A 21,371-nucleotide genomic window follows, 5' to 3' on the forward strand; every position below is an offset into this window, starting at 1 on the left:
TCCCTCCGATTAGTGCTTGTGGAATTCCTCTCTTAATGTTATGATATTGTCTCCGTTCTCGACAATGAAGTTTGCAATCTTCACTGCGTCAGAGGCTTCTTCACCATAAACACCGAGGTCATACTGATCCACGAAGTCCTGGTTCACAGCACCGCCACCACATGCGAAGGGGAGCTTGATGCCCTTCTCGAGGAGCTTGTCGTTGATTTCCTTGAAGGCATACATGGTGGTTGTCATAAGAGCAGTACCCGTTACCAACATGGGTTTCTCTTTTTCGACGCATTCGATAACTTCGTCCACAGGGACGTCTCTTCCAAGGTCAACTACTTCGTAGCCGTTTGCTCTCAGGAGAGCAGCAACAATGGTCTTGCCGATGTCGTGGACGTCACCTTCTGCGACGTGGCAGACAACTTTGCCCTTGGGCTCGGGTACTTCTGAGCTCTGCGACTTGCAGAATTCGATACCATCAAGCATAGCATCTGCGGACATCATGACGTTCGGAAGGAAAATGATCCCTTCATCGTAGAGCTGGGATACAACACCCATCCCTACCATCAGAGATTCGTTGATAAGGGCGATAGGGTCTTTTCCTGCACCGATTGCGGCTTTGAGGCCGTCAACTACGTCGTCTTCTTCACCCTCGTAGATTGCCTTTGCAATCGGGTAGATCAGTTCATCCTTCGGGTAAAGCTCTTCTGCAGCTTCGTCAGGGGTCATTTCCTTTTCGAGGGCGACGTTATAGCGTACTAATATGCCATCGATGTCTTCCAGTTTCAAATCCAACATATTTTAACCTCCAATATGAAAGAAGATAGTCTCAGATTCGCTCAAATCCTTGACCTTTCAAGCTGCTGTCCCGGTAGTCTCCGGGTTTTCCCGAATAAAAATGTGTATGAATTCGAAAACCTCCATAATCGAATTCTTCCACATTATGAGAGAGTTTTGGACAACCCTGTAGTGCTTTTTACAGCACCTTAGTGTTGGCATCTGTGGCCCGGTCCTTTTCGTTTTTTAGGCACCCTGAAACAATGTGTCCCGTTTTTGCACCTTGGCAGTATGACCCGTTTTTCAGGTGCTTTTCGAAGTATCCTCCGGGGGGTTTCATTTCCCTGGATCTTTTTGTTTCTGGTGCCCTTCGGGCTTTCTCTTCCCAGTGATTTACAGGGATGTATACTCCCTGATTATTCGGGAATGCACTTGCAGAAAACAGTTGGATTTATTTGCTTATACCTTAACCGATACTAATTTTTCGGCGTCGATAATTTTATAATTCTATGCAGAATTTTTCGTGCATATGATTTAATCAAAAAAAAGTTTTTTTTTGCTGGCATTGATCTGGTCAACGCCTTTAAAATTTGCCGGGTAATTGTTTTTCTTATAGTTTCCATGCCCCGGCTGAGCAGGGTCCGAAATCCATATATCTTTTCCGGGGTTTAGTTTAAATCAAGTGAACTTGTTTTCTTTGGGATATTTAAATGTCCCTAAACAGCCCTTTATATGTCTGTTTTTTTGGACGTATTAAAGTTAAGTGAGTTTTTACGGCAAACTTTATTAAACTTCCTATTTTGTTCTCTTTATCTGACAAAAACATTCGGATGATTTCAAAGTTTATTTCTGGCTATTAGCTCTGCATTCAGAGTTGCCTAATTATCTGTCTTTTTTCTGCCGTTTTTTAATTTTTTTCGAACATTGCCCTCTCGGGTTATTATGGCTTTGTCCTGATTTTTTCTTCTGTCTAAAAACCAATTGATAGTTGGTTACATCCTGTTCGATGTCCTGATTTTTAGTCTCCGTTCCCTGAAGGAGTTTCATTCTGAGGCGGTGGCGATTACCGCATTATGCTATATAACCTTTTCGCAGAGCCCCACGGGGGGAGCCGGATCCGGAAAACTCACGGCTTTTCACCTCCCTGAATTTCCGGGGGTATTTGAATTTCTTATTTTTAATGGCACTCGCAGTAGTTTACTTCATGCATTGTTTTTTTGAAAGATAGCTGCTGGTTTTCGAGCTGCTCGTAGACAGCCGCATCCACAGCTTTGACAAGTTCTTCTTTTGACATATACGTAATTGCGGAGAGTACTTTGATTTTCGACCGGGAGCTTGCGGTTTTTTTAAGGACTTCTATCTCCGGACTTTCATGGGCTGAGGTCACGCTTCCCTTTACCAGGGTTTCCTGGTGGGTAAAGGATAATTTTATGTGCCCGATAAACTCCGGGTTCAGTTCTTTTGCCCGGTCCCTTATGTCTTCCAGGATCTGCCCGGTAACTGAAACTGCAATTTCCGGGGAAATTTCCGGAGAACTTATCTCAAATGCTGATGAGTAAGCCGAAACTCCTGACACGTCTATGGAATTCTTTCCTTCGGGTGCCGCTTTTTCCAGGCTTTTTTCTCCCATAATGCCAAGCAGGGTATCGAAGGCATCTCCTCCTTCCCGGGCAGAGAAATGGAAGATTCTGGATTTCGGGTTTAGCTTGCGCAAAAAAGTGCAGATCTCCAGAAGCCTTTCCCTTTTGACGAGGTCTACTTTGTTTATGGCCATTACCTCCGATTCCTTGATCTGGTTCAGAATGAAGTTCTGGAGGTGTTCCGGGTTGGTACTGATGCGGCTGGCGTCCACAATGTTTACTATGGGGGCAAAGGAAAGTCCCGGGATATTCATTTTTTCTATATTCCCTTTTATCTGTCTGGGGAAGGCTATTCCGGTAGGTTCTATTATAATAGTATCCGGACGATATTCGGACATCAGGCTTTTTATCGTATGTTCCATGCTGATCCTGAGGGTACAGCAGATGCAGCCGTTTGTGATCTCCCGGGTCTCAACTCCGGGCCCCGAGACCGTGTCTCCGTCAATCCCGATTTCCCCGATCTCATTGACGATGATCGCTGTTTTCTCACCCTGTTTTCCCAGGTGTTCTATTATCTTCCGGATCGTTGTGGTCTTCCCGCTTCCCAGGAAGCCGCCGATTATCATGCACTTCATGGTTTTTCCCATCCTCTGTACAGCTTCGTCTGCACGAAATAAAAAATCAATTTGAAAAATTGACAGTATCTATCCCTTTATCCCTTCTGATCGGGATGGTGCCCCTTTCACTCCTAGAGGGTCAGGGTGAGGGGCTTTCCGATCCATTGTGTTTCAGGTTCCTCGGAGCTTCCCTACCCGGTAAATGGCAAACCGGTTTAGAGAGCGCATCCTTCCTGAACCTTCCAGTTTCCGGGTGCCCCATGTGGTGCCTGGAGCTTATAGGCTTCGGGTCCCGGTCTTTTTTTATCTCTTGTTTTCTGGCTGGAATTCCCCGGCAAAATGGCAAAGCCGGGTTGGCCCAACCTTCCTGAGTTCCTGTGGATATATACTATCCTCTCCCCGGGAAGGCATAAAATGGCAAATATGTACTTCCCGGGGTAAGGCGTTGCAGGTCTTACTCACTTCTTGGGGGATATTGATAACAATGCCCATAGAGAGAGGAGTTCGGGCACTGTCATCAGCGTGATATATTTTTTCATTCAGGCTTTTGGGATTATCTCGTCAATCCTGAGGACGTTTCTTGCCGTTTCTGTTGCCGAGACCAGGGCCAGTTTCTTTACCGTTGCTGAATCGTAGACTTTCGGCCCTTTATCCGTTACTTTCCCTGAGATGTCTATCCTTGCCTCCACTCCTCTTGCGTAGGCGTTTCTCATCTCCACCATCGCATCAATGGTTTTCATGCCCGCGTTTTTCGCAAGGGTTTCCGTGACTCTTTCCAGAGCTTCGGCATATGCCAGGACAGCTAGCTGTTTCTTTCCCTGCTGGGTCGCCGCAAAGAGCCTGACCATATGCGCAAGCTCAAATTCAATTGCGCCTCCCCCATTTACGATTTCCCTGTTTTTTATGAGGAACGCTGCGTTATTGAGGGCGTCGTCCACGGCTTCTTCCACCTTGTCCAGCCCGTACCTTGCCGGGTCCCAGATCAGGATCGTGGAGATCGGCTTTCCCTTCACCGTTATGAAGACAAAGTTCTCCCTGTTTCGTTTTTCACGCTTAATCCTGTCGGCTTTGCCGAGGTGCCGGGGCAGGATCTCGTCATTCTTGCTCATCAGGGTCGTTCCCACGGCTTCCGAGAGCTTTTCCAGGTCCTTCATCTTCAGTTTCTTGAAAGCCAGTATATTGCTGTCCCGAAGGAGGGTTTCTATGTAGGGGTCGATATCTCCCTCGCAGAAGAGGACGTTTGCCCCCGAGTTAATTATTTTTTCCGCAAGGGCCCTGCACATCTCCTTTTTCCTTTCCTCAAACATGAGGGCTGTTTGAACGGAATCCATTCTCAGGTTGTGCTGGGGGTTGAGGTATTCGCTTTTTATCTTGAGGTCGTAATTTATTATGAGCACCGAAGGGTTTTCGAAATCTTTTGGCATGTCCACCCTTGCCGGGTTTTCATCCATGATTATGCCTTCCAGGGCTTCAATCCCCGGTCCTCCTACCTTTTTGAGGATTTTCACGTTTTTGTTGAGGTCGAGGCGGCCTTCCCTGGTTTCGTTCAGGTGCTCTATCACCCCGAGTACGATCTCCGTGATCGCCTCTGCCTGCTGTATTTCTACCCCTTTTCCGGTAGCAGAACACATAATCGTGGTCCTGACATCTTCTTCTCCTGCCTGCTTAATGCCGTACTGGAGCATCTCGTAAGCCTTTCTCAGGGCAAGTTCGTAGCCTTCGATTATGGTTGTGGGGTGGACTCCTGCTCTTCTCAGCTTGATTGCGTTTTTGATCAGGTTACTTGCCAGGATTACTGCGGTTTTCGTGCCGTCCCCGCAGGCTTTGTCCATTGATTCTGCAAGCTTCTTGAGGGACGTGACAATCGGGTGGAGGACGTCCATCTCCTTGAGGATCACTTTCCCGTCGTTTGTTACGAACACGTCGTTTACCGGGTTTATTATTATCTTGTTCATCCCCTTCGGGCCCAGGGATGATGCCAGGACCTCGTCGATTTCCACTGCTGCTCTTTCGACCTGGTTTATAAGCCCGTCTTCTTTTACCGGCTCGTTGATGAGAATCTTATCTCTTATGGTCCGGGCCAGTTTTGCCATTCCGTCCCGGCTTTCAAGATCAGTTCCGTTAGGTGTTTTTAGTTCGCTTGCCATGTTTTTCCCCAAGATAGCGTTGCTTTGAATCCTGATCTGTTGAGAGGTCTGCTATTTTTCCCCGCAGGCTCTTTGCAAGCCTGCAGGGAAATGTTCCGGTTTCGGTAACACCGAATTTTTGACTATTTTCTCTGGACGTTTTTTACTGAAGGAGTTCGTTTTTTTATTGAAGGAGGTTTTTTGGATTTGTACAGCGTTTAATCGGAATTTTTATGATGGAGGTTTTGTTGAATTTGTTTACCGGCGTTTAATCGGAGTTTTTATGGTGGAGGTTTTTGCCGGTATCTGGAAATTCTATCTTTTATGACATCAGGGCGTAATTCCTTTTTTGAGAAGCGTCTGTAAACGAGCGATAAGTTGCGTCTGTTTTTTAGTCCCAGGCTTCCTTTTCTTTCCGGGTTTCGGAACGCCTGTGGATAAGGAATGTTTCTGTACACTCCTGAGATAAGCGTAAGGGTCTGTCATCGTAAGGCTAATTTCGGAAGGTAACCCGGTATCCCTGGGAAATGTGTATGCCACAGATGCGGAATCTGTGTTGAGTTCATAGCTTGCCGGGGCTGCTTCGATATCCGAATAACGGAAGAAAGCCCTCTGAGATGAGTGGCTGGGTTCCTGCAAATGAGTGACAGGAATGCGTACAGGAATCGGGTTGATAGTTTTTTCTTCAGGTTCGGGTCTTCTCTGGTATCTCATTTCCAGTTTCACCTCTTTCCTAAAGGGATTATGAAGGTTCTCCACCATTTTCTGCAAAGATTTGCACACATTTTTTCCGTTCGATCTGTTTTTGGATCTGTTTTTCGATCCATTTTTGGAGTTCACCTGCACTTTTTTGGACACACATAAGGCTGCAGGAAACGGCGGGAACCTTATTATTTTTAGGGGGTGGGGAAAGGGAGGGGAAATCCCCCGCCCTTTCTCAAAACAAGTCGAAACTTGCTTTTTTCAGGAAACAACTATTTTTCGGCTTATCCGATGATGTTCTTGTAGATCTCCGGACCTTTTTCTGCTACAGTGTAGGTCTGGGCAGTGATGGAGTCACACGGTCCCTTTGGCGGCACTTCGCAACCGGTAGAGATCACATACTTGGACTGCATGCCGTTTTCCTTGAGAGTGGTAAGGACGCTCTCCTGGAGGGCAATTGTGTCGTTCCTGATCTTCTCGAGTCCTGCAGGGCTGTTGTCCAGGAAGAGGATCGGGCTGACTTCCCCACCGAACATGACATCCTTGCCGTAGTTCTCAATGAGGTACTTGTGGTCTTTGGACCCCTTGTTTGCCTCATCCGGATAGTAGGTGTAGCTGTAGTAGTCCGTGCCCCACTCGCTGATGAGTTCCCAGTGCGGAACGTCGGCACAGTTGTGGACGACCATTGGCATGTCGTATTCCTTGTAAAGCGGGGCGAATACGTCCTTCATGATCTTACCTTCGGTCTTCATGTATTCGTCTGCACCAAGGATGACATTGTTTGTCCAGAGGTTTACCAGACAGAGGTTGTCGGGCTGGGCTTCCTCGAACATCATCTTTGCCAGTTCCTTACAGTATTCGGTGGTCTGGTCAAGGGCTTTGAGGACAACGTCGGGGTTGGTCTTGAGGTCAGAAAGCACACGGGTTGCTCCCATGATCTGGGTCAGGGCTACCATCGGGCCTTCGAAGAGGGCGGTGTTGAGTGCGTTCTGTTCGCTGAGCTTCTTGGTTGCGAGCTTGTTGCCCTGGACCAGGTTGTAACCACGGGTTCCTTCCTTTATTTCGGGGACTTCCATTGTTTCGTAGTCTTCAAGGTGGCCGGTTGCTGCGGGGGTGTCCTCTTCAGGGAACCTGACTTCCGCGCCAAAGTCCTTTGCGGCTATACAGAGGTCGGTCAGGCCTACGAAGTTGTCAATGTGGAAGTACTTGGTACCTGCGGCTACACAGTCTGCAAACTTCTCTGCGTTTGTGGTGTAGTCTATGTAGGAGCAGGGTACAAACTTTCTTGAGAGGCCACAGACGAGAGGTGCGACCGGAAGCCTGTCGACCTTCTTGTCCTGATAGGCTGCAAGGAACCTTTCCTTCTTTGTAATTGTCTCGTTGAACTTGGGGATGACAGTGTCGTGTTCCTTGATGATCTTTTCGGCAGTGATGCGGCCGATGTCGATTTCTTCCTTTGTCCCTTTCTGTGCGAGGATCTCCTTGTACTTCATCTTACTTTCTGCGATTGAGGAGTCGCTCCAGGAATCGGCAGGAAGTTCACTTACAAGGGAAGTCATGTTTTCGACTGCTGCGCTTGCGTCAAGGGCTGTGCCGTCTGCACCAACAGAGTTCGCAAAGTCCTTGGTGATCGGGGCACCGCCGACCATTACTACCATAGAGTCCCTGATTCCTTCTTCCTGAAGTTGCTCGATAACTGTTTCCATGCCGCCCATGGTGGTGGTCATCAGGGTGCTCATGGAGATGCCGGCTACATGATTCTCCTTTGCAGCTTCTGCAAACTTGTCGAGGGGTACGTCGTTGCCCAGGTCAATCATGTTGAAACCTGCTGCAGTCATCATGGTCTTGACAAGGTTCTTACCTATGTCGTGCACGTCTCCTTCGACAGTACCGATGATAACGTTCTTGGGGGCGGCGCTGGTGTCTGCATTCAGGTAAGGGGTGAGTATGTCCATTCCTGCGTACATTGCATCGGCTGCGAGCAGAAGACTTGGTACGAAGGCTTCTCCCCTTTCGTACATGTCGCTGATGATCTTCATACCCTTTGAAAGCCCGTCGACAATTGCTTCGTATGCATCGACTTCTTCATCAAGGGCTTTTTGTGCAAGTTCTTCTGCAATGTCGTCGTCGCCTTCAACTACAGCATCCGCTAAAGCGTTCAGAATGTCTTCTTTTGCCATTGAAAATCTCCTTTTTTTGTGAAGGATCCAAACAGCCAGTTGTCTGCCTGTTTTTCCGGATCTTAATCCTTGATTTTTTACTGCATTTAGATCCTTTAACGGGTTCCACAGTCCGTCAAATCCCTAAATCCACTAATATACTCCTTAAATCCACAAAATAATCATCCCCTGATAAAATCCGTTTTTCCTTGTCCTGCTTCGCAGGATCCGGAAGCTTTTCTTAAGCCTGGAGCCTTGTATCTAAACTCCCATTCAGGTGAATGACTATTCCATATCAAAGGATATTTCCTAAAATATATAGCTTAACCGACCTCCCTTTTTATAAATACGCTAATATTTCCCCTCTTTAAAAAAAATGCTTTTCTTTTAATTTTAGTCCTGCCTGTTTTTTGTCATATCTGCCTTTCTTGCACCCTGGGGAATTTTTCTTTTCCTTCCATGTTCATGTGTGCAGTGCTTTTTGGCAGCCGGGTGATTTCCGATGGGATAGCTAAAAAATAGTTTTCCCAAAAATAAACGATTCTTTCAAAAAGGTTAGTTTTTCGAAAAACAGGGTACATTGAAAAAATGAGGGCATTGAAAAAATGAGGGTATTGAAAAAATGAGGGTATTGGGAAACTGAAGATATTGATTGAAGTTTCTCTTCAGGAGCTTAAGTGCGGGACCTTTTTTATTCTGTACCTGCGTAAACTCTCGGAGCTAATCGAATACGGCCTCAGGAGTGTCAAACTCTGCTTGTTAAAAATGGAGATTTAGTATATCATCGATCGTTTTTATAATTTTTGATTTTATTCTTCCCATAGTGATTTAAATATTATATCAATAGTCTTTGCTATGGTCTTTATGATCAAGATTTAAATATTATACTCACAATATACTCTCTTGTACGTTGTTTGGAAGTTCTCTCCCATTTTATAAAAAATTAATGTTCAATCCAGATTTGCGCTGGAATTGCAGAAACAGGTCAATAGTTATAATTTAAACAGTGGACTACTATGCGGCACTTTGCAGGTCTTCGCAAAATCTGGGATTTCAATCTCGTGGGCTATACAGGATTGGGGATTAATTCCTGAAAGTAGCTACCTGAAATAAAATAGTATATGGTTGGAGGCTAATATATATATGAGTTCCCTGATTGATTTGATTTTTTTTTCTGAAAAAAGAAAAAATATCCTGATCATGTTAGCAAGCGGGCCAAAGGATATTGATGAAATAAAAGACACCCTCAATGTTAAGGCCTGTGCGGTAATGCCCCAGATTAAAAAATTGAAGGATATGGACATTATCGAGCAGAGAGGAAACATCTACGAACTCTCAGATATCGGAGAAGTGGTAGTTGAAAAGATGCTCCCTCTGACCTCTCTTCTGGATGTCTTTGATGGGAACAAGGATTACTGGTCAAAACATGACAGAACCCCAATCCCAGGGCATCTGGTTAAGAAGATGGATCTGTTAGGGAAGTGCACTCTGGAAGAACCCGATCTGGATCATCTCTTCGAGTTTCCAAAGGATCTGCTTGGCAGCGTATACAAATCAAAGACTCTCAAGTCCTTTTATTCTTTCTTCTGCCCTGATTGTCCTTCAATCCAGGCAACCTGTGCAGAGAATGGGGCTGAGGTGCATCTGATCCTTGACAAAAAGGTCTATAACAGGTTGGAAAATGATTTCGTGGATCAATATAACATTTTGCTTGAAAACAAGGTTTCCCTTTACATCTATTCGGGGGACGTAAAACTCTCATCTTTCATGGTTACGGACGATTTCATGATGCTGAAACTTTTTGGAAAGGACGGGGAGTTCGATCACAGAAAAATCATGAGTTTCACTCCCAGTGCCATCGAATGGTGTAACGAACTGGCCCAGTATTACATAGAACACTCCGAGAAGATCAATTGAAAAAGTAAATGAAAAAAGCAGGATCACCGGGAATCTGTGTTAAAAAAGGGGTTTTCCGGTCCTGGTGGCCTGTGTCCGAATCCATAAGTTTACGGACTCTTTTTTCTCAACACCCAGCGAGCGTCCCGGTGTTTTGTCTACGTTTTTCACGCTCTAATTAATTAATGTTCATGATGTTCATGTTCATGATGTTCTTCATGTTCATGCTCACCATGGTTATGCCCGTGTTCGTGGGCATGCTCTATTTTGCGGATGCTGATTTCCTTTTTCTCGAAAATTTCCTGTACTGAACTGTTCACGGCATCGAATAGTTTTTCTGTCTTCACGTTTGATACCGCGGAGAGGACTTTCAAGGAGGGTTTTGCATCGGGTTTTGAGTTTACTATATCTTCCTGGGGTTCTTCGGAGTAGATGGTTACGCTCTGTTTTACGGTTTCCGTGCCGTTGTCCAGGAAGAGCTTGATGTGCCCTATGAACTCGGGGTTGAGATTAAGGACTTTTGTTTTGATCCTTTTCATCAGCTCGGTGGTGATTTCTCTGGATACTTCCCTGTTAATGTCCTGCTTTTCTACCGCAAATTCCACAGCATAGCTCCCGACGCCCGAAGCTTCGATGGAACTTTCGATTTCTCCGGGAGCTGCAGAGGCTTTAGTTACTTCTTTTGCAGGAACTTTTTCTGTGGGGGCCTTTTCCTCTTCCGGTGGTTTTTCCATCTCTGCAGGTTTTTCCCCGGCGAATTCGGGGAGCAGCATTTGCATAAGACCCTCGAACCTCTCGTCCATTGCTTTTCCGGATAACTGGACTACCTTTGCTTTGGGGTTCAACTGCTGGACCGAAGCTTCAAGGATTGGAACCCTGATAGGCTCTATAAGGTCCACTTTGTTGATCCCGAGAATCTCCGCATCAATTATCTGCCGCATGGAGAAGTTTTTTACTTCCTTCATCATATGCTTGAAGCGGCTCCCGTCAATCAGAGTGACAAGGGGGGCAACTGTTACGCTTTCTCCCAGGTTCATAAGTTCGATATCTTCTTTAATTACATGGGGGAAAGCGATTCCCGTGGGTTCTACCAGAAGTATATCGGGCTTGTATTCTTTTGCAAGAAGGGTCACGGTTGTCTTCATGCTCACTTTAAGGGTGCAGCAGATGCATCCGTTTGTGATTTCCTTAGAGTCGAATCCGAACCTGTCGATTACATCCCCATCAATTCCGATCTCTCCGATCTCATTTACGATAATGGCGACTTTTTTCCCCTTGTCTGCGAGGTATTTGCCCATATTGATAATGGTGGTAGTCTTCCCGCTTCCCAGGAACCCTCCCACCACAATAACCTGCATTTTTTTCTCCTCCATTTGCTTCCGTTTTACTGCTCGTTACTTACCTTTCAATTCCAATAAGCTTTTCTTAGCTTTTTCTTAATTCCCTGCCACTGTCAGGTTTTCCCACTTGAACCTGTCTTCGGGGCAGGCATGGAGGCAGCGCTGGCAGTTTGCTCCATCGCAAAGGTCGGTCCTTATCCTTACGACTCCACCTTCTTCCATCCTCAGGGCACCGTTCGGGCAGACCTTTACGCATTCATGACAGCCTTCACAGCCCTCGATGACCATGGTAAGGTAGGTCCCGACTTTATCGAGCACGTGCAGGCCTTCTTCTCCCAGTTCCGGGATATCCCTTTCGACCTGGCGGTCAATTTTCAGAATGGAGGAAGGTTCGTCAAGCATGGGGAGTTTTTTCTTTTTCAGGAACTTCTTATGCATTTTGAACATCATGCCTTCGTTCCAGTAGGCAAGTTCCAGCATGTAGCCTTCCTTGAAAGCTTCCGAAGTTGCAAACATCACGTGTGTCCCGACGATCTCCTTTGCAATTTTCTGCAGTTCCCAGAGCCTGTCTTCCGAGATCAGGATCTCCCGGGCCACGGCCAGGGAAGTGTTTCCGATCTGGGAGACATAACCTGCATTATAGGGGATCATTCCCACCTGGTGGGCCTTTGCGGCGTCCATGTATGTCCCGGCAGCTCCGGACATGTGGGCGATTTTCAGGTCTTCCATCTCGATGCCGGCTTCGGCACAGAGGGTTATGTGCCCTGCCCTGATTGCCCCGATAGCTCTTCCGGCTTCGATCAGGTCTTTTTCTGTGAACTTGATCCCATCCTGGAGGTGGATGACGCTGTCCGGGGTCAGGATCTTTGGGAGTGTTATCATTTTGTTCCGCATCCCTGCTTCTATGAGGGCAATGACTCCCGTTCCCGTGATACCCTTTGCCTTTACATCACCTTTTTCCACCACATCCCCTGTCTTCGGGTTGACAAGGTCTCCTTTTATGGGGCTCATCTCTTTATCCAGAACATAGCAGCGGAGATTTTCCCCTTCGAACTCAACGTCAGAGATTGTGTGGGGGGATGCAATGGACCCGAACTCTATTTCCTGGCCCTCGAGGGCGGGACCCGCGGCTGCCGATCCCGTGTAGATTACCCCGTTTGCCTTCAGGGCCATTTCGGCGTTTGTCCCGTAGTCGGTTGCGATTGCGATTTCGTCGCTCTCAAGCATTCCTGATTTCTCAATGAGGGCAAGAGCATCGGCTCCGACCTCGTGCTTGATTGCAGGGGGGACGTAGAGCTTGCAGTTCTTGAATTCCTCGAAGCCTTTGATTTCGGACAGAGGAATTATACGGGCGTCCCGGTTTTGTTCTTCAATGTGGTATTTCTGTTTCTTGCGCTCTCCTGCATATGCCAGGTCTTCGATGGGAATTTCCTGGAAGATGGATAGCTGGATCGGGTTTCCACAGATTGAGAATTTTTCCAGCTCTTCAGGCTTTACTTCCAGTTCCTCAAGGATGTGCTTGACCGCGGTTGCCGAGAGACCGTGGGCTTTGTCCTGTCCGTAGTGGATTGCAAAATCCAGGTGGTCCATCACGTTTGCGCCCGGCAGTGGGTTTCGCAGAGTTATTACGGTCTTTAAAATCGTTTCACTTTCCAAGTCAATTTTCTGTGCCCTGAAACCACTGGTTCCAAGGTCGATTGCAACGCCAGTTCTCATATTTTAACCTCCTCCTGAAAAAATCTGAGACAATATCTGGTGAATGCGCCTCAAGCATTCATGAATTTTTTAATAAATTTGAGTAAGTGTAATTATGAATGAATTTATGAATTAATTTCCCCTTGTGAGTTATTTTTTGAGTTGTTTGCCTGATTGTCAGCCTTTAACTGCTGTTATTTAGGGTTCCCTAATTTCTGATATTTTGTCCTTCCCAACATCCATAAAAAACATAAAAATCCGGACAATGGTTCCTGAAGCCTGAATTTTGCCCCGGAACCTGTCCGCAAAAAAAATAAAAGAAAATGGTTTTGCTGTTTTATGCGTAGTACTCGTCTCTTGCTGCTACAAGAGCCTTGACGTTCTCGAGGGGGGTCATGGGCGCAATGCCACAGCCCGGGGCGAGCACATCGATACCGTCTGCAATGGCCTGCTTGCCTTCGGTAATGATCTTGTCAACAGGTCCGGGCAGGAGGGTGAAAGGACTGGAAATGTTTCCGACGAGCCTTGCCCTGTCTCCGATGATTTCCTTTGCCTTCTTCACGTCTTCGACCTTTTCTTCAACGCTGAGTCCTTCGAAGCCGCAGTCTGCCATGTAGTCAATGATCGGGTTCACATTACCACAGACGTGGAGGATGGTCACTGCATCAACTTGAGATGAGAAATTCTGCAGTCTGGGCTGGAGGTACTGCTTGAAGGAGTCCGGGCTCATGAGGTCAGGGGAGGCGACGGGGTCTGCAACGGAAATGATGTCTGCACCGGCTTCGACCATTGCGTTTGCGTAGATGACGGATGCTTCGGTTGAGAGGTCCAGAACCTGTTCGAAGAGTTCAGGCTTCTTGATGGACCATTTCATGAAGGATTTTACACTTGCCAGGTCGGAGGCTACGGTAATTGGGCCTTCCATTCCGCCGATGATGGGTACGTCGGGGCCTACTTTTTCCCTGATAATCTTAATGGCTTCGAGCACTGCCGGAATCCTTCCTCTCTGCAGGAGGTCTTCGGGAATTGCTGCGCCGTCCAAGCTCTTGGGGTAGGGGTGCCCTGTGACAGAGGGTTGTCTGTTCTTGGTACCCATGTTGATCTCGCAGCCCAGACCTTCGACAAGGACGGTCAGGCAGTAGGGAACCCTGACAGCTTCGAGTCCGCTGATCTCGTGGTTTGCGAGGGCCAGCTTTGCCATAAGTTCGGCATCTGTGTGGGACTCCGGCCAGGGTGCTCCGACGACATCCATGAGTTCTACGATTCCGGTCTGGGTTACGGAACAAACAGGTACCTTGTCAACTTCTTCGCCTTTCAGGGCGGCTAACAGTCTCGTTTTAAGTGTAAATTCGCTCATAATCGGTCATACCTTTTTTATTTATTTCTTATTACATTTATTTTAATTATATTTACAATTTTATTTTCTACTTTACGATATTATATAGACCTTTTCAATCCAAAATGTTTCATACTCAGGGCTTTTAAACTCCTGGGTCCTCAAACATCATTAAAAACCATAGGATATATGTAGGAGAAAAGGAGCCGGACAAAGCCTTATGCCACTCCTTTTCATGTTCGCTTGCACAGGGCCGAGAACCTGAGCGTAAAATTAATTCTCAACCCTCTATTTTCGCATTGAGTAGAGGTTATTTTTCGTTAGCAAGTTATAAAACATAATTGACGGGAATTTTTTTTTGCCCTGTTTCTGATAAATGCGGTGAAAATTTTTGACTCGATTACCCGTGCATTTCAAGCTCCCGCCCCCGCTTCTTTTCGAAGTGTCAAGCTTATATGTCTGTGCGGCATTGAATATAGGGGGGTACAATGGAGTCGGCAGCGGCTGAAGACAGGGAAGCTTTGTGCTCTCCCCGGGGCGACGTACACAGGATTTCCCTCCCTGAATTTCTGGAATGGTCCGGGACGGATGAAAACGGGCTCATGGGACGGGAGGCTGGCCGCCGCTTGCGAGACTGCGGTCCTAACGTTCTGGAAGATACGGGGAAAGAAGGCATAGTCCGAAAATACTTCCGGCAGTTCCGGAATTTCTTTTCCATTCTTCTGGCCATAGGAGCCCTTCTCTCTTTCTTAGCCGAGTACATGGACCCCGGGCAGGGAAATCTATATATAGGGCTAGCTCTCGGGGGGGTCGTGGTCCTGAACGGGACTTTTACTTTTATCCAGGAGTACCAGGCCGAAAAGACCATGGAAAGCTTCCGGCAGCTTATCCCGCCTCATGCAAGGGTTTTAAGGGACGGGATGGTCCTTGACGTCCTGGCTTCGGAACTGGTTGTCGGGGACGTGCTCCTTCTTGAGGAAGGGGACAAGGTCCCGGCAGACGGGCGTTTGATAGAGGTCAATTCCCTGAAAGTAGACAATTCCGCTCTCACCGGGGAAGCCGAACCGCAGTTGCGTTCTCTTAATTGCACCCATCCGGAAATGCTGGAGTGCAGGAACATGGTTTTTTCCGGGACCCTGGTGCAGAGCGGAAACGGAAAAGCTATCGTATTCGGGACGGGTGCACATACCCAGATCGGGAACCTGGCTACCCTGACCGAACAGACTTCTGCCGTGGACACTCCTATCCGGAAGGAACTCAACCATTTCATAAAGGTAATTTCTTCAATAGCGATTTTTCTCGGGGTAACCTTTTTCCTGCTTGCCTTTTTCCTCCAGGACCTCTTCCTTGCGAGCCTTATTTTTGCCATCGGGATCATCGTCGCCAATGTACCTGAAGGGCTCTTGCCAACAGTCACCCTTGCCCTGAGCCTGGCTTCTCGCCGCATGGCCGACAGAAAAGCCCTGATAAAACAGCTTGAGTCCGTGGAAACCCTGGGTTCGACCACGGTTATTTGTACGGATAAGACCGGGACCCTGACCCAGAACAAAATGGCTGTCCACTCCCTCATCATCGGGTATGAAGATGTGGACCCTGAAGAGCCTGAAGGTTTTGCAGAGGAAGCGGCAGGGCAGGAATCAGGTGTGAACACCGGAGAAATGCCTGCCGGAGGAGAGGTAATTCCCGAAGAGGGTTTGCCGGGTTCTGGCTGGGACCCCGCAAAGATTCCTCCTGTTTTCCTGCGGGTCGCCGGGCTCTGTAACAATGCGAGGTTTTCGGAAAGGTCTCCGGGATATACGGGGGACCCCACCGAAGGAGCACTCCTGGTCTTTGCAAACGGCTTTACGGACCTGAAGGAACTCAACGTTAATTATCCCCGGCTGGAGGAATTCCCGTTTGATTCTCTTACCAAGCGGATGGAAGTCCTCTGCCGTACTCCCGAAGGCGGGCTTGAATCCTACCTCAAAGGGGCTCCGGAAATTGTGGTTGAGATGTGTGATTCCTTAATTGAGGGCGGAGGGGTGCGGGAACTTAGCAGAAGGGAGAAAGAAGAACTGCTGGACCGGCACCTGAGAATGGCGGAGAGGGGAGAGCGGGTGATAGCTCTTGCTTACAGGGAAGCGGAAAAGCCGGAAGAGTACACTGAAGGTTTCGTTTTCCTGGGTTTCATCGGGATTGTGGACCCCCCGCGCCCCGAAGCAAAAGGAGCTATTGCAAAGTGCCATGCTGCAGGGATCAAGGTAGTCATGATTACAGGGGATCATCCCGTAACGGCAGAGTCCATTGCCAGGGGTGTGGGGCTTGCGGATTCCGAAGCCCTGGAAATAATCACGGGGGACGAGCTGAAAGCTCTTTCCAGAGAAGAACTTGCGGAGCGGTTGAAAAAGAAGAGTATAGTCTTTGCCCGGACCTCTCCCGTACAGAAACTGAAAATCGTGCAACTCTTCCAGGCCGAGGGGGAAATCGTCACCATGACTGGAGACGGGGTCAACGATGCCCCTGCAATCAAGAATGCGGATATGGGGGTTGCCATGGGCAGTGGCACCGATGTTTCCCGGGAAGCTGCGGACATGGTGCTTCTGGACGACAACTTTGCCACCATTGTGAATGCGGTGGAAGAGGGCAGGACCGTCTTTGATAATATAAAAAAGTTTATTGCTTACATCCTTACCAGCAATATCCCCGAAATCCTGCCTTTTATCGCCTTCGTCCTCTTCGCCCTGCCTCTCCCTATGAACGTGCAGCTCATCCTGGCAATTGACCTGGGGACCGATATCCTGCCTGCCCTTGCCCTGGGTGTGGAAAAGGGAGAGGGAGATATTATGAGGCGGCCGCCCAGGTCCAGGGACGAAAAACTGCTTACCTCCCAGGTGCTCTTCACTTCCTACGGGATAAAAGGGCCTATAGAGGCAGCTGCCGGTTTTTTCTGCTACTTCGCCGTCCTTTTCGGCGGGGGCTGGAGTTTCGGGGAACAGCTTGCAAACAGTAATCCCCTCTACATGCAGTCGATTACGGCTTTTTTTTCGGCGGTGATTATCTGCCAGATTGCAAACGTCTTTACCTCCAGGACCCGGTTACAGTCGGTCTTCACCAAAGGTCTTTTCAAAAACCGGTATGTCCTGGCAGGTATTGTGAGTGAGCTTCTTATCCTTTCCTTTATTATCTGGAGCCCCCTTGCCCACCTGATTTTCAATACCTCTCCAATTGACCTCAAATACCTGCTGCTCGCTCTCCCCTTTTCCTTCTTCCTTCTTGCAGTTGACGAACTTAGGAAGTATGCTCTCAGAAAGAATGTGGGCTGGGTCTCTCGCTTGTTCAGGTGGTGAGTTCCTCTAGTTCTAAATTATTTTCTACTCATTCACTTTTTTTCTTTCATACTGATATATCTTTTTTTAATTGTGTTTATAAGAAAAAAGAGTTTAACAGGGCCATTAACGCCAGTAATCAAATAATTTTTTATACTATGTAATACACAAAAAATATTTATATTGATTTCAAATTAGAATTATCACATCTCATATCTCAATTAGAATTCTCATATCTCAATTAGAATTCTCATATCTTCTTTATATAGGTGGTCAATTCCCTCCGTATAAATGCTCTCAATTCTCTTGTGTAAAAAAGCTTCTCTGCTTAAAGTATTCAACTTCCATTGTATGAAATCTTCAACTCCCGTTGTACAAAATATTCGGCCATGCACCCACCTTCAGAGTTTATATTATGAATGTTAGCAAAAAGGTACTGGTTATTATCTACGTGATTTTTGCTTTATTGATTTCAGTTGTTATTTTCGCCTCCCAGAGTATCCTTGACTCCAGTTTTTCCGACCTGGAGGCACGGGAAGCGATTGATAACATGGAAAATGCAAAAAACGTTATTGATTCACAGATACTCAAACTCGACGATGCTAACGTTGCCTTTTCTTCCAGGGCCGAGGTCCGGGCTTTTATGCAGAGTTCCTACCCCGGGAATATTAGTGGAACCCTGCCCGACGATATTTTTTCTTTAGGTGGATATGACCTCATCTTTTTTGTTAACGCTTCAGGGGATGTACTTTACTCCTATTTTTCGGATTCCGAGCGCTTGATTGGTGGTCTTGCGCCTCCCGAACTCCAGAGTAAAATAAATGACGGATCTCTCCTTTGCCCGGCTTCCACCGATAATGTCAGCGGTTTGCTTATGCTCGAAAACGGGCCTGTGATCATCTCCTGCCGTCCCATCTTCGGGAGTTCGGGAGATGAAGAAATCCTGGGGACTCTCATCATAGGCAGGGACATGGATGTGGGCTTTGTTGAGTCCGTCCAAAAAATTACCGGTAACCCTCTGATGCTCTACAGGCTTGATAGTGTGCCTGCCAATTTCCATGAAGCTTTTTTTGAAAGTGATGGGCAGACCTGCATGAACACGATAATAGATGGGAAGGTAGTCGGATACTTCGTGCTAAATGACATCACAGGCGAACCTGGGGTTATGGTTCGGGCGGACATGGACAGGAGTATCTACGCCGAGGGGCAAAAGTCCCTCCGCTACATTGTGCTTTTTCTCCTATTTGCGGGCCTGCTGGTAGGTGGAGGCTGTAAGCTTTTGATGGACCGGGAGTTTGTTTCCCGTATCGTTGACATTGACGGTTTTGTTGATAAAGTTGGAAAGGAAAGGGATTACGCCGAGAGGCTTTCGGTGGAAGGGGACGATGAACTTTCGAGGCTTGCTTGCGGGATAAACGGGATGCTTGAAAGTTTGAGTGCAGCCTCCGAAGACCTTAAGGTTCAGGAACATGAAAAAAAGGTCATTTTGAACTCTTTAAGTGAATTACTTGTTTTTATGGACCCCGAATGCAGGGTTGTCTGGGCGAACAAAGCTTCCCTGGATTATCTGGGGATGAAACTTGAGGATATAGTGGGGCAGAAGTTTGAGGAGGTCTGTTTGCTCTGTGAAAGTGGCAGGTCCGGCTCTCCCGTGTGGCTGGCGCTCAATTCCGGGAAGGAAGAAGTTGGGGAGATAAGCACCCCTGACGGAAAGGTCTGGATGGTCCGTGCCAATCCGATAAAGGATGAAGAAGGCAGGCTTACGGGTGTCCTGCAAACAGGGCTTGACATCACCGCCCACAAGCTTTCGGAAGAAAGGTTGCTCAGCGCAAAGCTAGAGGCTGAGGATTCCAGCCGGGCCAAGAGCGAGTTCCTGGCAAATATGAGCCATGAACTGCGGACCCCTCTTAATTCTATCATAGGCTTCTCGGATATCCTGCTCGAGAGGGTCTTTGGGGAACTCAACGAAAGGCAGTTGAAGTACATAAACAATATCTCACGCAGCGGAAGAAACCTGCTTGAACTGATCAATGATATTCTTGACCTTTCAAAGGTCGAGGCAGGGAAAATGGAGCTGCATTACAGTGAATTTTCCCTTGCCGCCGTGTTCGAGGATGTCAGGACCGTGCTCAATCCCTTTGCCCTGTCCAGGTCCCTTGATATGACCTTCACCATAGAGCCCGGCTTTAGCAACCTTGAAGCTGACCGGAACCGTCTGATCCAGATTCTCTACAACCTCGTGAGCAATGCAATCAAGTTCACTCCCGATGGGGGAAAAGTTTCCGTCTACGGCAAAAAAACGGGAGATTATGCCCTTATTTCGGTTACGGATACCGGGATCGGCATTTCTGGCGAAGACCAGGAAAAACTCTTCCAGCCCTTTACCCAGATCGACGCTTCTGCCTCCAGACAGTACTGTGGGACCGGGCTCGGACTTGCTCTCGTAAAGAAAATCGTAGAATTGCACCGGGGGGTAATCCGGGTTGAAAGTGAATTCCATAAAGGGAGTGCTTTTACTTTCTCAATCCCGCTCAAAAAGCCAGGGGAAATCAGGAAGGCCGGGAACCCTGAACTCGAGGAAGTGCTCCTGGAGTTTGAAATGAATAAGAAAGCCGCCCTTTCGGTGAAAAAATCCGTGGAAACTTCCGGGCATGCTGTTAAACCTCCTGAAATAATCTTTCCCGAAAGCGGAGATGAAGGGGAACTCGTCCTGGTTGTTGACGATGACAATAATTCAAATGAACTCCTTTCCCTTGTCCTGGGAGATGCCGGCTACCGCGTGGCTCCGGTGTATCTGGGAAGAGACGTTTTGCCGGTTGCAAAGAAACTGAAACCCGATGTTATAACCCTTGACGTCTTCCTCCCCGATACCAATGGCTGGCTCGTCCTGAAACAGCTGAAAAATGACCCAGAAACGGCTCGGACCCCGGTACTGATCATCTCCATGGCCGATAAAAATGAACTTGGAATTGCTCTTGGGGCTCTGTATTCCTTTACAAAACCCATTAAAAAGGTTGAACTCCTTACTTCCCTGGAAGAAATCAGGCAGAAGTTTAAATTCGAAACTCTGAAGGTCCTTATCGTGGATGATGACGAAAATGCCGTGGAACTGCTGAACTCGATGATCGAGCCCGAAGGTTTTGAGGTCTTGAAAGCTTACGGCGGGAGGGAGGGTCTTGACAGGCTCTTTTCGGACAGGCCCGACATTCTCATTCTCGACCTCATGATGTCGGATGTGAACGGTTTTGACGTAATTTCCCACCTCCGGGCCGACCCGGGGACCAGGGATATCCCCCTGATTGTCTGCACGGCAGGGGAATTTGACGAAAAGAATATTGAAGAATTGAACAATGAAATGCAGGACCATTTACTCTCTATCATGAAGAAAGGCACTTTCGGAAGAAAAGAGTTAATTAACAGGATAAAACAACTAACTATGCTTAAGAGGCATAAAGATGAAAAAGATTCTGATTGTTGAAGACAACCCCATGAATATGGAATTGATACTTGATCTGCTGGAATTCTACGGGCACAGCGTAACAGGAGCGGAGGACGGGATAAGGGCCCTTGAGTGCCTCGATGAGAACAAATTCGACATCATTCTCCTGGACATGCAGCTTCCGAAAATGGACGGGCTCGAGGTGCTTGAAAGGATAAAGCAGAACCCTGACACCGCTGACATCCCGGTGATTGCGGTAACAGCCCATGCAATGAAAGGAAGTGAGGAACACTTCATCGAAAAGGGGTGTGTTGATTACATCTCAAAGCCCATTGATATAAACAAGTTCAGGGCCCTGATTGACAAATATCTCAGTGATTGAGGACAGGATTCCCCGCATCTCTTGTGGGA

Annotated in this window: 12 protein-coding genes; 4 read left to right on the forward strand and 8 right to left on the reverse strand. The window is 47.5% G+C overall.

Going from position 1 to position 21,371, the window contains the following annotated elements:
• Positions 1-9 precede the first annotated feature (9 nt).
• The 5 genes from mtaC to MSMTP_RS01455 form a co-directional block, all read right to left on the reverse strand.
• A complete protein-coding gene (gene mtaC / locus MSMTP_RS01425) occupies positions 10-786 on the reverse strand; it encodes a methanol--corrinoid protein MtaC (protein WP_048177317.1) in 777 nt (258 codons plus the stop codon).
• A 1,156-nt stretch (positions 787-1,942) separates the two neighbouring features.
• The gene (locus MSMTP_RS01430) at positions 1,943-2,980 is read right to left on the reverse strand and encodes a GTP-binding protein (protein WP_048182433.1); all 1,038 of its coding nucleotides are present in this window, start codon (positions 2,978-2,980) and stop codon (positions 1,943-1,945) included.
• A gap of 521 nt (positions 2,981-3,501) precedes the next feature.
• On the reverse strand, positions 3,502-5,109 hold the full coding sequence (locus tag MSMTP_RS01435; protein ID WP_048182436.1) for a TCP-1/cpn60 chaperonin family protein: 1,608 nt from the start codon (positions 5,107-5,109) through the stop codon (positions 3,502-3,504).
• 309 nt (positions 5,110-5,418) lie between these two features.
• Positions 5,419-5,802: a hypothetical protein gene (locus MSMTP_RS01445; protein ID WP_156153638.1), complete on the reverse strand. Its 384-nt coding sequence runs from the start codon at positions 5,800-5,802 to the stop codon at positions 5,419-5,421.
• A 272-nt stretch (positions 5,803-6,074) separates the two neighbouring features.
• The gene (locus tag MSMTP_RS01455; protein ID WP_048177324.1) at positions 6,075-7,970 is read right to left on the reverse strand and encodes a uroporphyrinogen decarboxylase family protein; all 1,896 of its coding nucleotides are present in this window, start codon (positions 7,968-7,970) and stop codon (positions 6,075-6,077) included.
• A 1,122-nt stretch (positions 7,971-9,092) separates the two neighbouring features.
• Here MSMTP_RS01455 and MSMTP_RS01460 point away from each other — a divergent pair.
• A complete protein-coding gene (locus MSMTP_RS01460; protein ID WP_048177326.1) occupies positions 9,093-9,866 on the forward strand; it encodes a winged helix-turn-helix domain-containing protein in 774 nt (257 codons plus the stop codon).
• A 161-nt stretch (positions 9,867-10,027) separates the two neighbouring features.
• On the opposite strand, the gene MSMTP_RS01465 is transcribed toward MSMTP_RS01460, so the two are convergent.
• The 3 genes from MSMTP_RS01465 to mtaA form a co-directional block, all read right to left on the reverse strand.
• On the reverse strand, positions 10,028-11,203 hold the full coding sequence (locus tag MSMTP_RS01465) for a GTP-binding protein (RefSeq protein WP_048182439.1): 1,176 nt from the start codon (positions 11,201-11,203) through the stop codon (positions 10,028-10,030).
• 78 nt (positions 11,204-11,281) lie between these two features.
• Positions 11,282-12,901 carry a methylamine methyltransferase corrinoid protein reductive activase gene (locus MSMTP_RS01470; protein WP_048177328.1) on the reverse strand — a complete coding sequence of 540 codons (1,620 nt, stop codon included), beginning with the start codon at positions 12,899-12,901 and terminating at the stop codon, positions 11,282-11,284.
• A 316-nt stretch (positions 12,902-13,217) separates the two neighbouring features.
• Positions 13,218-14,237: a methylcobamide:CoM methyltransferase MtaA gene (gene mtaA, locus MSMTP_RS01475; protein WP_048177329.1), complete on the reverse strand. Its 1,020-nt coding sequence runs from the start codon at positions 14,235-14,237 to the stop codon at positions 13,218-13,220.
• Between the two features lie 467 nt (positions 14,238-14,704).
• Here mtaA and MSMTP_RS01480 point away from each other — a divergent pair, with 467 nt between their 5' ends.
• The 3 genes from MSMTP_RS01480 to MSMTP_RS01490 all read left to right on the forward strand — a co-directional run bounded on the left by MSMTP_RS01480 (position 14,705) and on the right by MSMTP_RS01490 (position 21,342).
• Positions 14,705-17,542: a cation-transporting P-type ATPase gene (locus tag MSMTP_RS01480; RefSeq protein WP_048177330.1), complete on the forward strand. Its 2,838-nt coding sequence runs from the start codon at positions 14,705-14,707 to the stop codon at positions 17,540-17,542.
• Positions 17,543-17,936: 394 nt separating this feature from the next.
• Entirely contained in the window at positions 17,937-20,999 is a 3,063-nt protein-coding gene (locus MSMTP_RS01485; RefSeq protein ID WP_048177331.1) for a response regulator, read from the forward strand.
• A complete protein-coding gene (locus MSMTP_RS01490; RefSeq protein ID WP_048177332.1) occupies positions 20,977-21,342 on the forward strand; it encodes a response regulator in 366 nt (121 codons plus the stop codon). The genes MSMTP_RS01485 and MSMTP_RS01490 overlap by 23 nt, the downstream gene beginning before the upstream one ends.
• Positions 21,343-21,371: the final 29 nt, after the last annotated feature.

Origin of the sequence: Methanosarcina sp. MTP4 (assembly GCF_000970045.1) — an archaeon.
GTDB lineage: Archaea > Halobacteriota > Methanosarcinia > Methanosarcinales > Methanosarcinaceae > MTP4.

Excerpts from the sequence above, each read along its gene's own strand:
- mtaC (WP_048177317.1), bottom strand. The coding sequence starts at position 786 with ATGTTGGATTTGAAACTGGAAGACATCGATGGCATATTAGTACGCTAT.
- MSMTP_RS01430 (WP_048182433.1), bottom strand. The coding sequence starts at position 2,980 with ATGAAGTGCATGATAATCGGCGGCTTCCTGGGAAGCGGGAAGACCACA.
- MSMTP_RS01435 (WP_048182436.1), bottom strand. The coding sequence starts at position 5,109 with ATGGCAAGCGAACTAAAAACACCTAACGGAACTGATCTTGAAAGCCGG.
- MSMTP_RS01445 (WP_156153638.1), bottom strand. The coding sequence starts at position 5,802 with ATGAGATACCAGAGAAGACCCGAACCTGAAGAAAAAACTATCAACCCG.
- MSMTP_RS01455 (WP_048177324.1), bottom strand. The coding sequence starts at position 7,970 with ATGGCAAAAGAAGACATTCTGAACGCTTTAGCGGATGCTGTAGTTGAA.
- MSMTP_RS01460 (WP_048177326.1), top strand. The coding sequence starts at position 9,093 with ATGAGTTCCCTGATTGATTTGATTTTTTTTTCTGAAAAAAGAAAAAAT.
- MSMTP_RS01465 (WP_048182439.1), bottom strand. The coding sequence starts at position 11,203 with ATGCAGGTTATTGTGGTGGGAGGGTTCCTGGGAAGCGGGAAGACTACC.
- MSMTP_RS01470 (WP_048177328.1), bottom strand. The coding sequence starts at position 12,901 with ATGAGAACTGGCGTTGCAATCGACCTTGGAACCAGTGGTTTCAGGGCA.
- mtaA (WP_048177329.1), bottom strand. The coding sequence starts at position 14,237 with ATGAGCGAATTTACACTTAAAACGAGACTGTTAGCCGCCCTGAAAGGC.
- MSMTP_RS01480 (WP_048177330.1), top strand. The coding sequence starts at position 14,705 with ATGGAGTCGGCAGCGGCTGAAGACAGGGAAGCTTTGTGCTCTCCCCGG.
- MSMTP_RS01485 (WP_048177331.1), top strand. The coding sequence starts at position 17,937 with ATGAATGTTAGCAAAAAGGTACTGGTTATTATCTACGTGATTTTTGCT.
- MSMTP_RS01490 (WP_048177332.1), top strand. The coding sequence starts at position 20,977 with ATGAAAAAGATTCTGATTGTTGAAGACAACCCCATGAATATGGAATTG.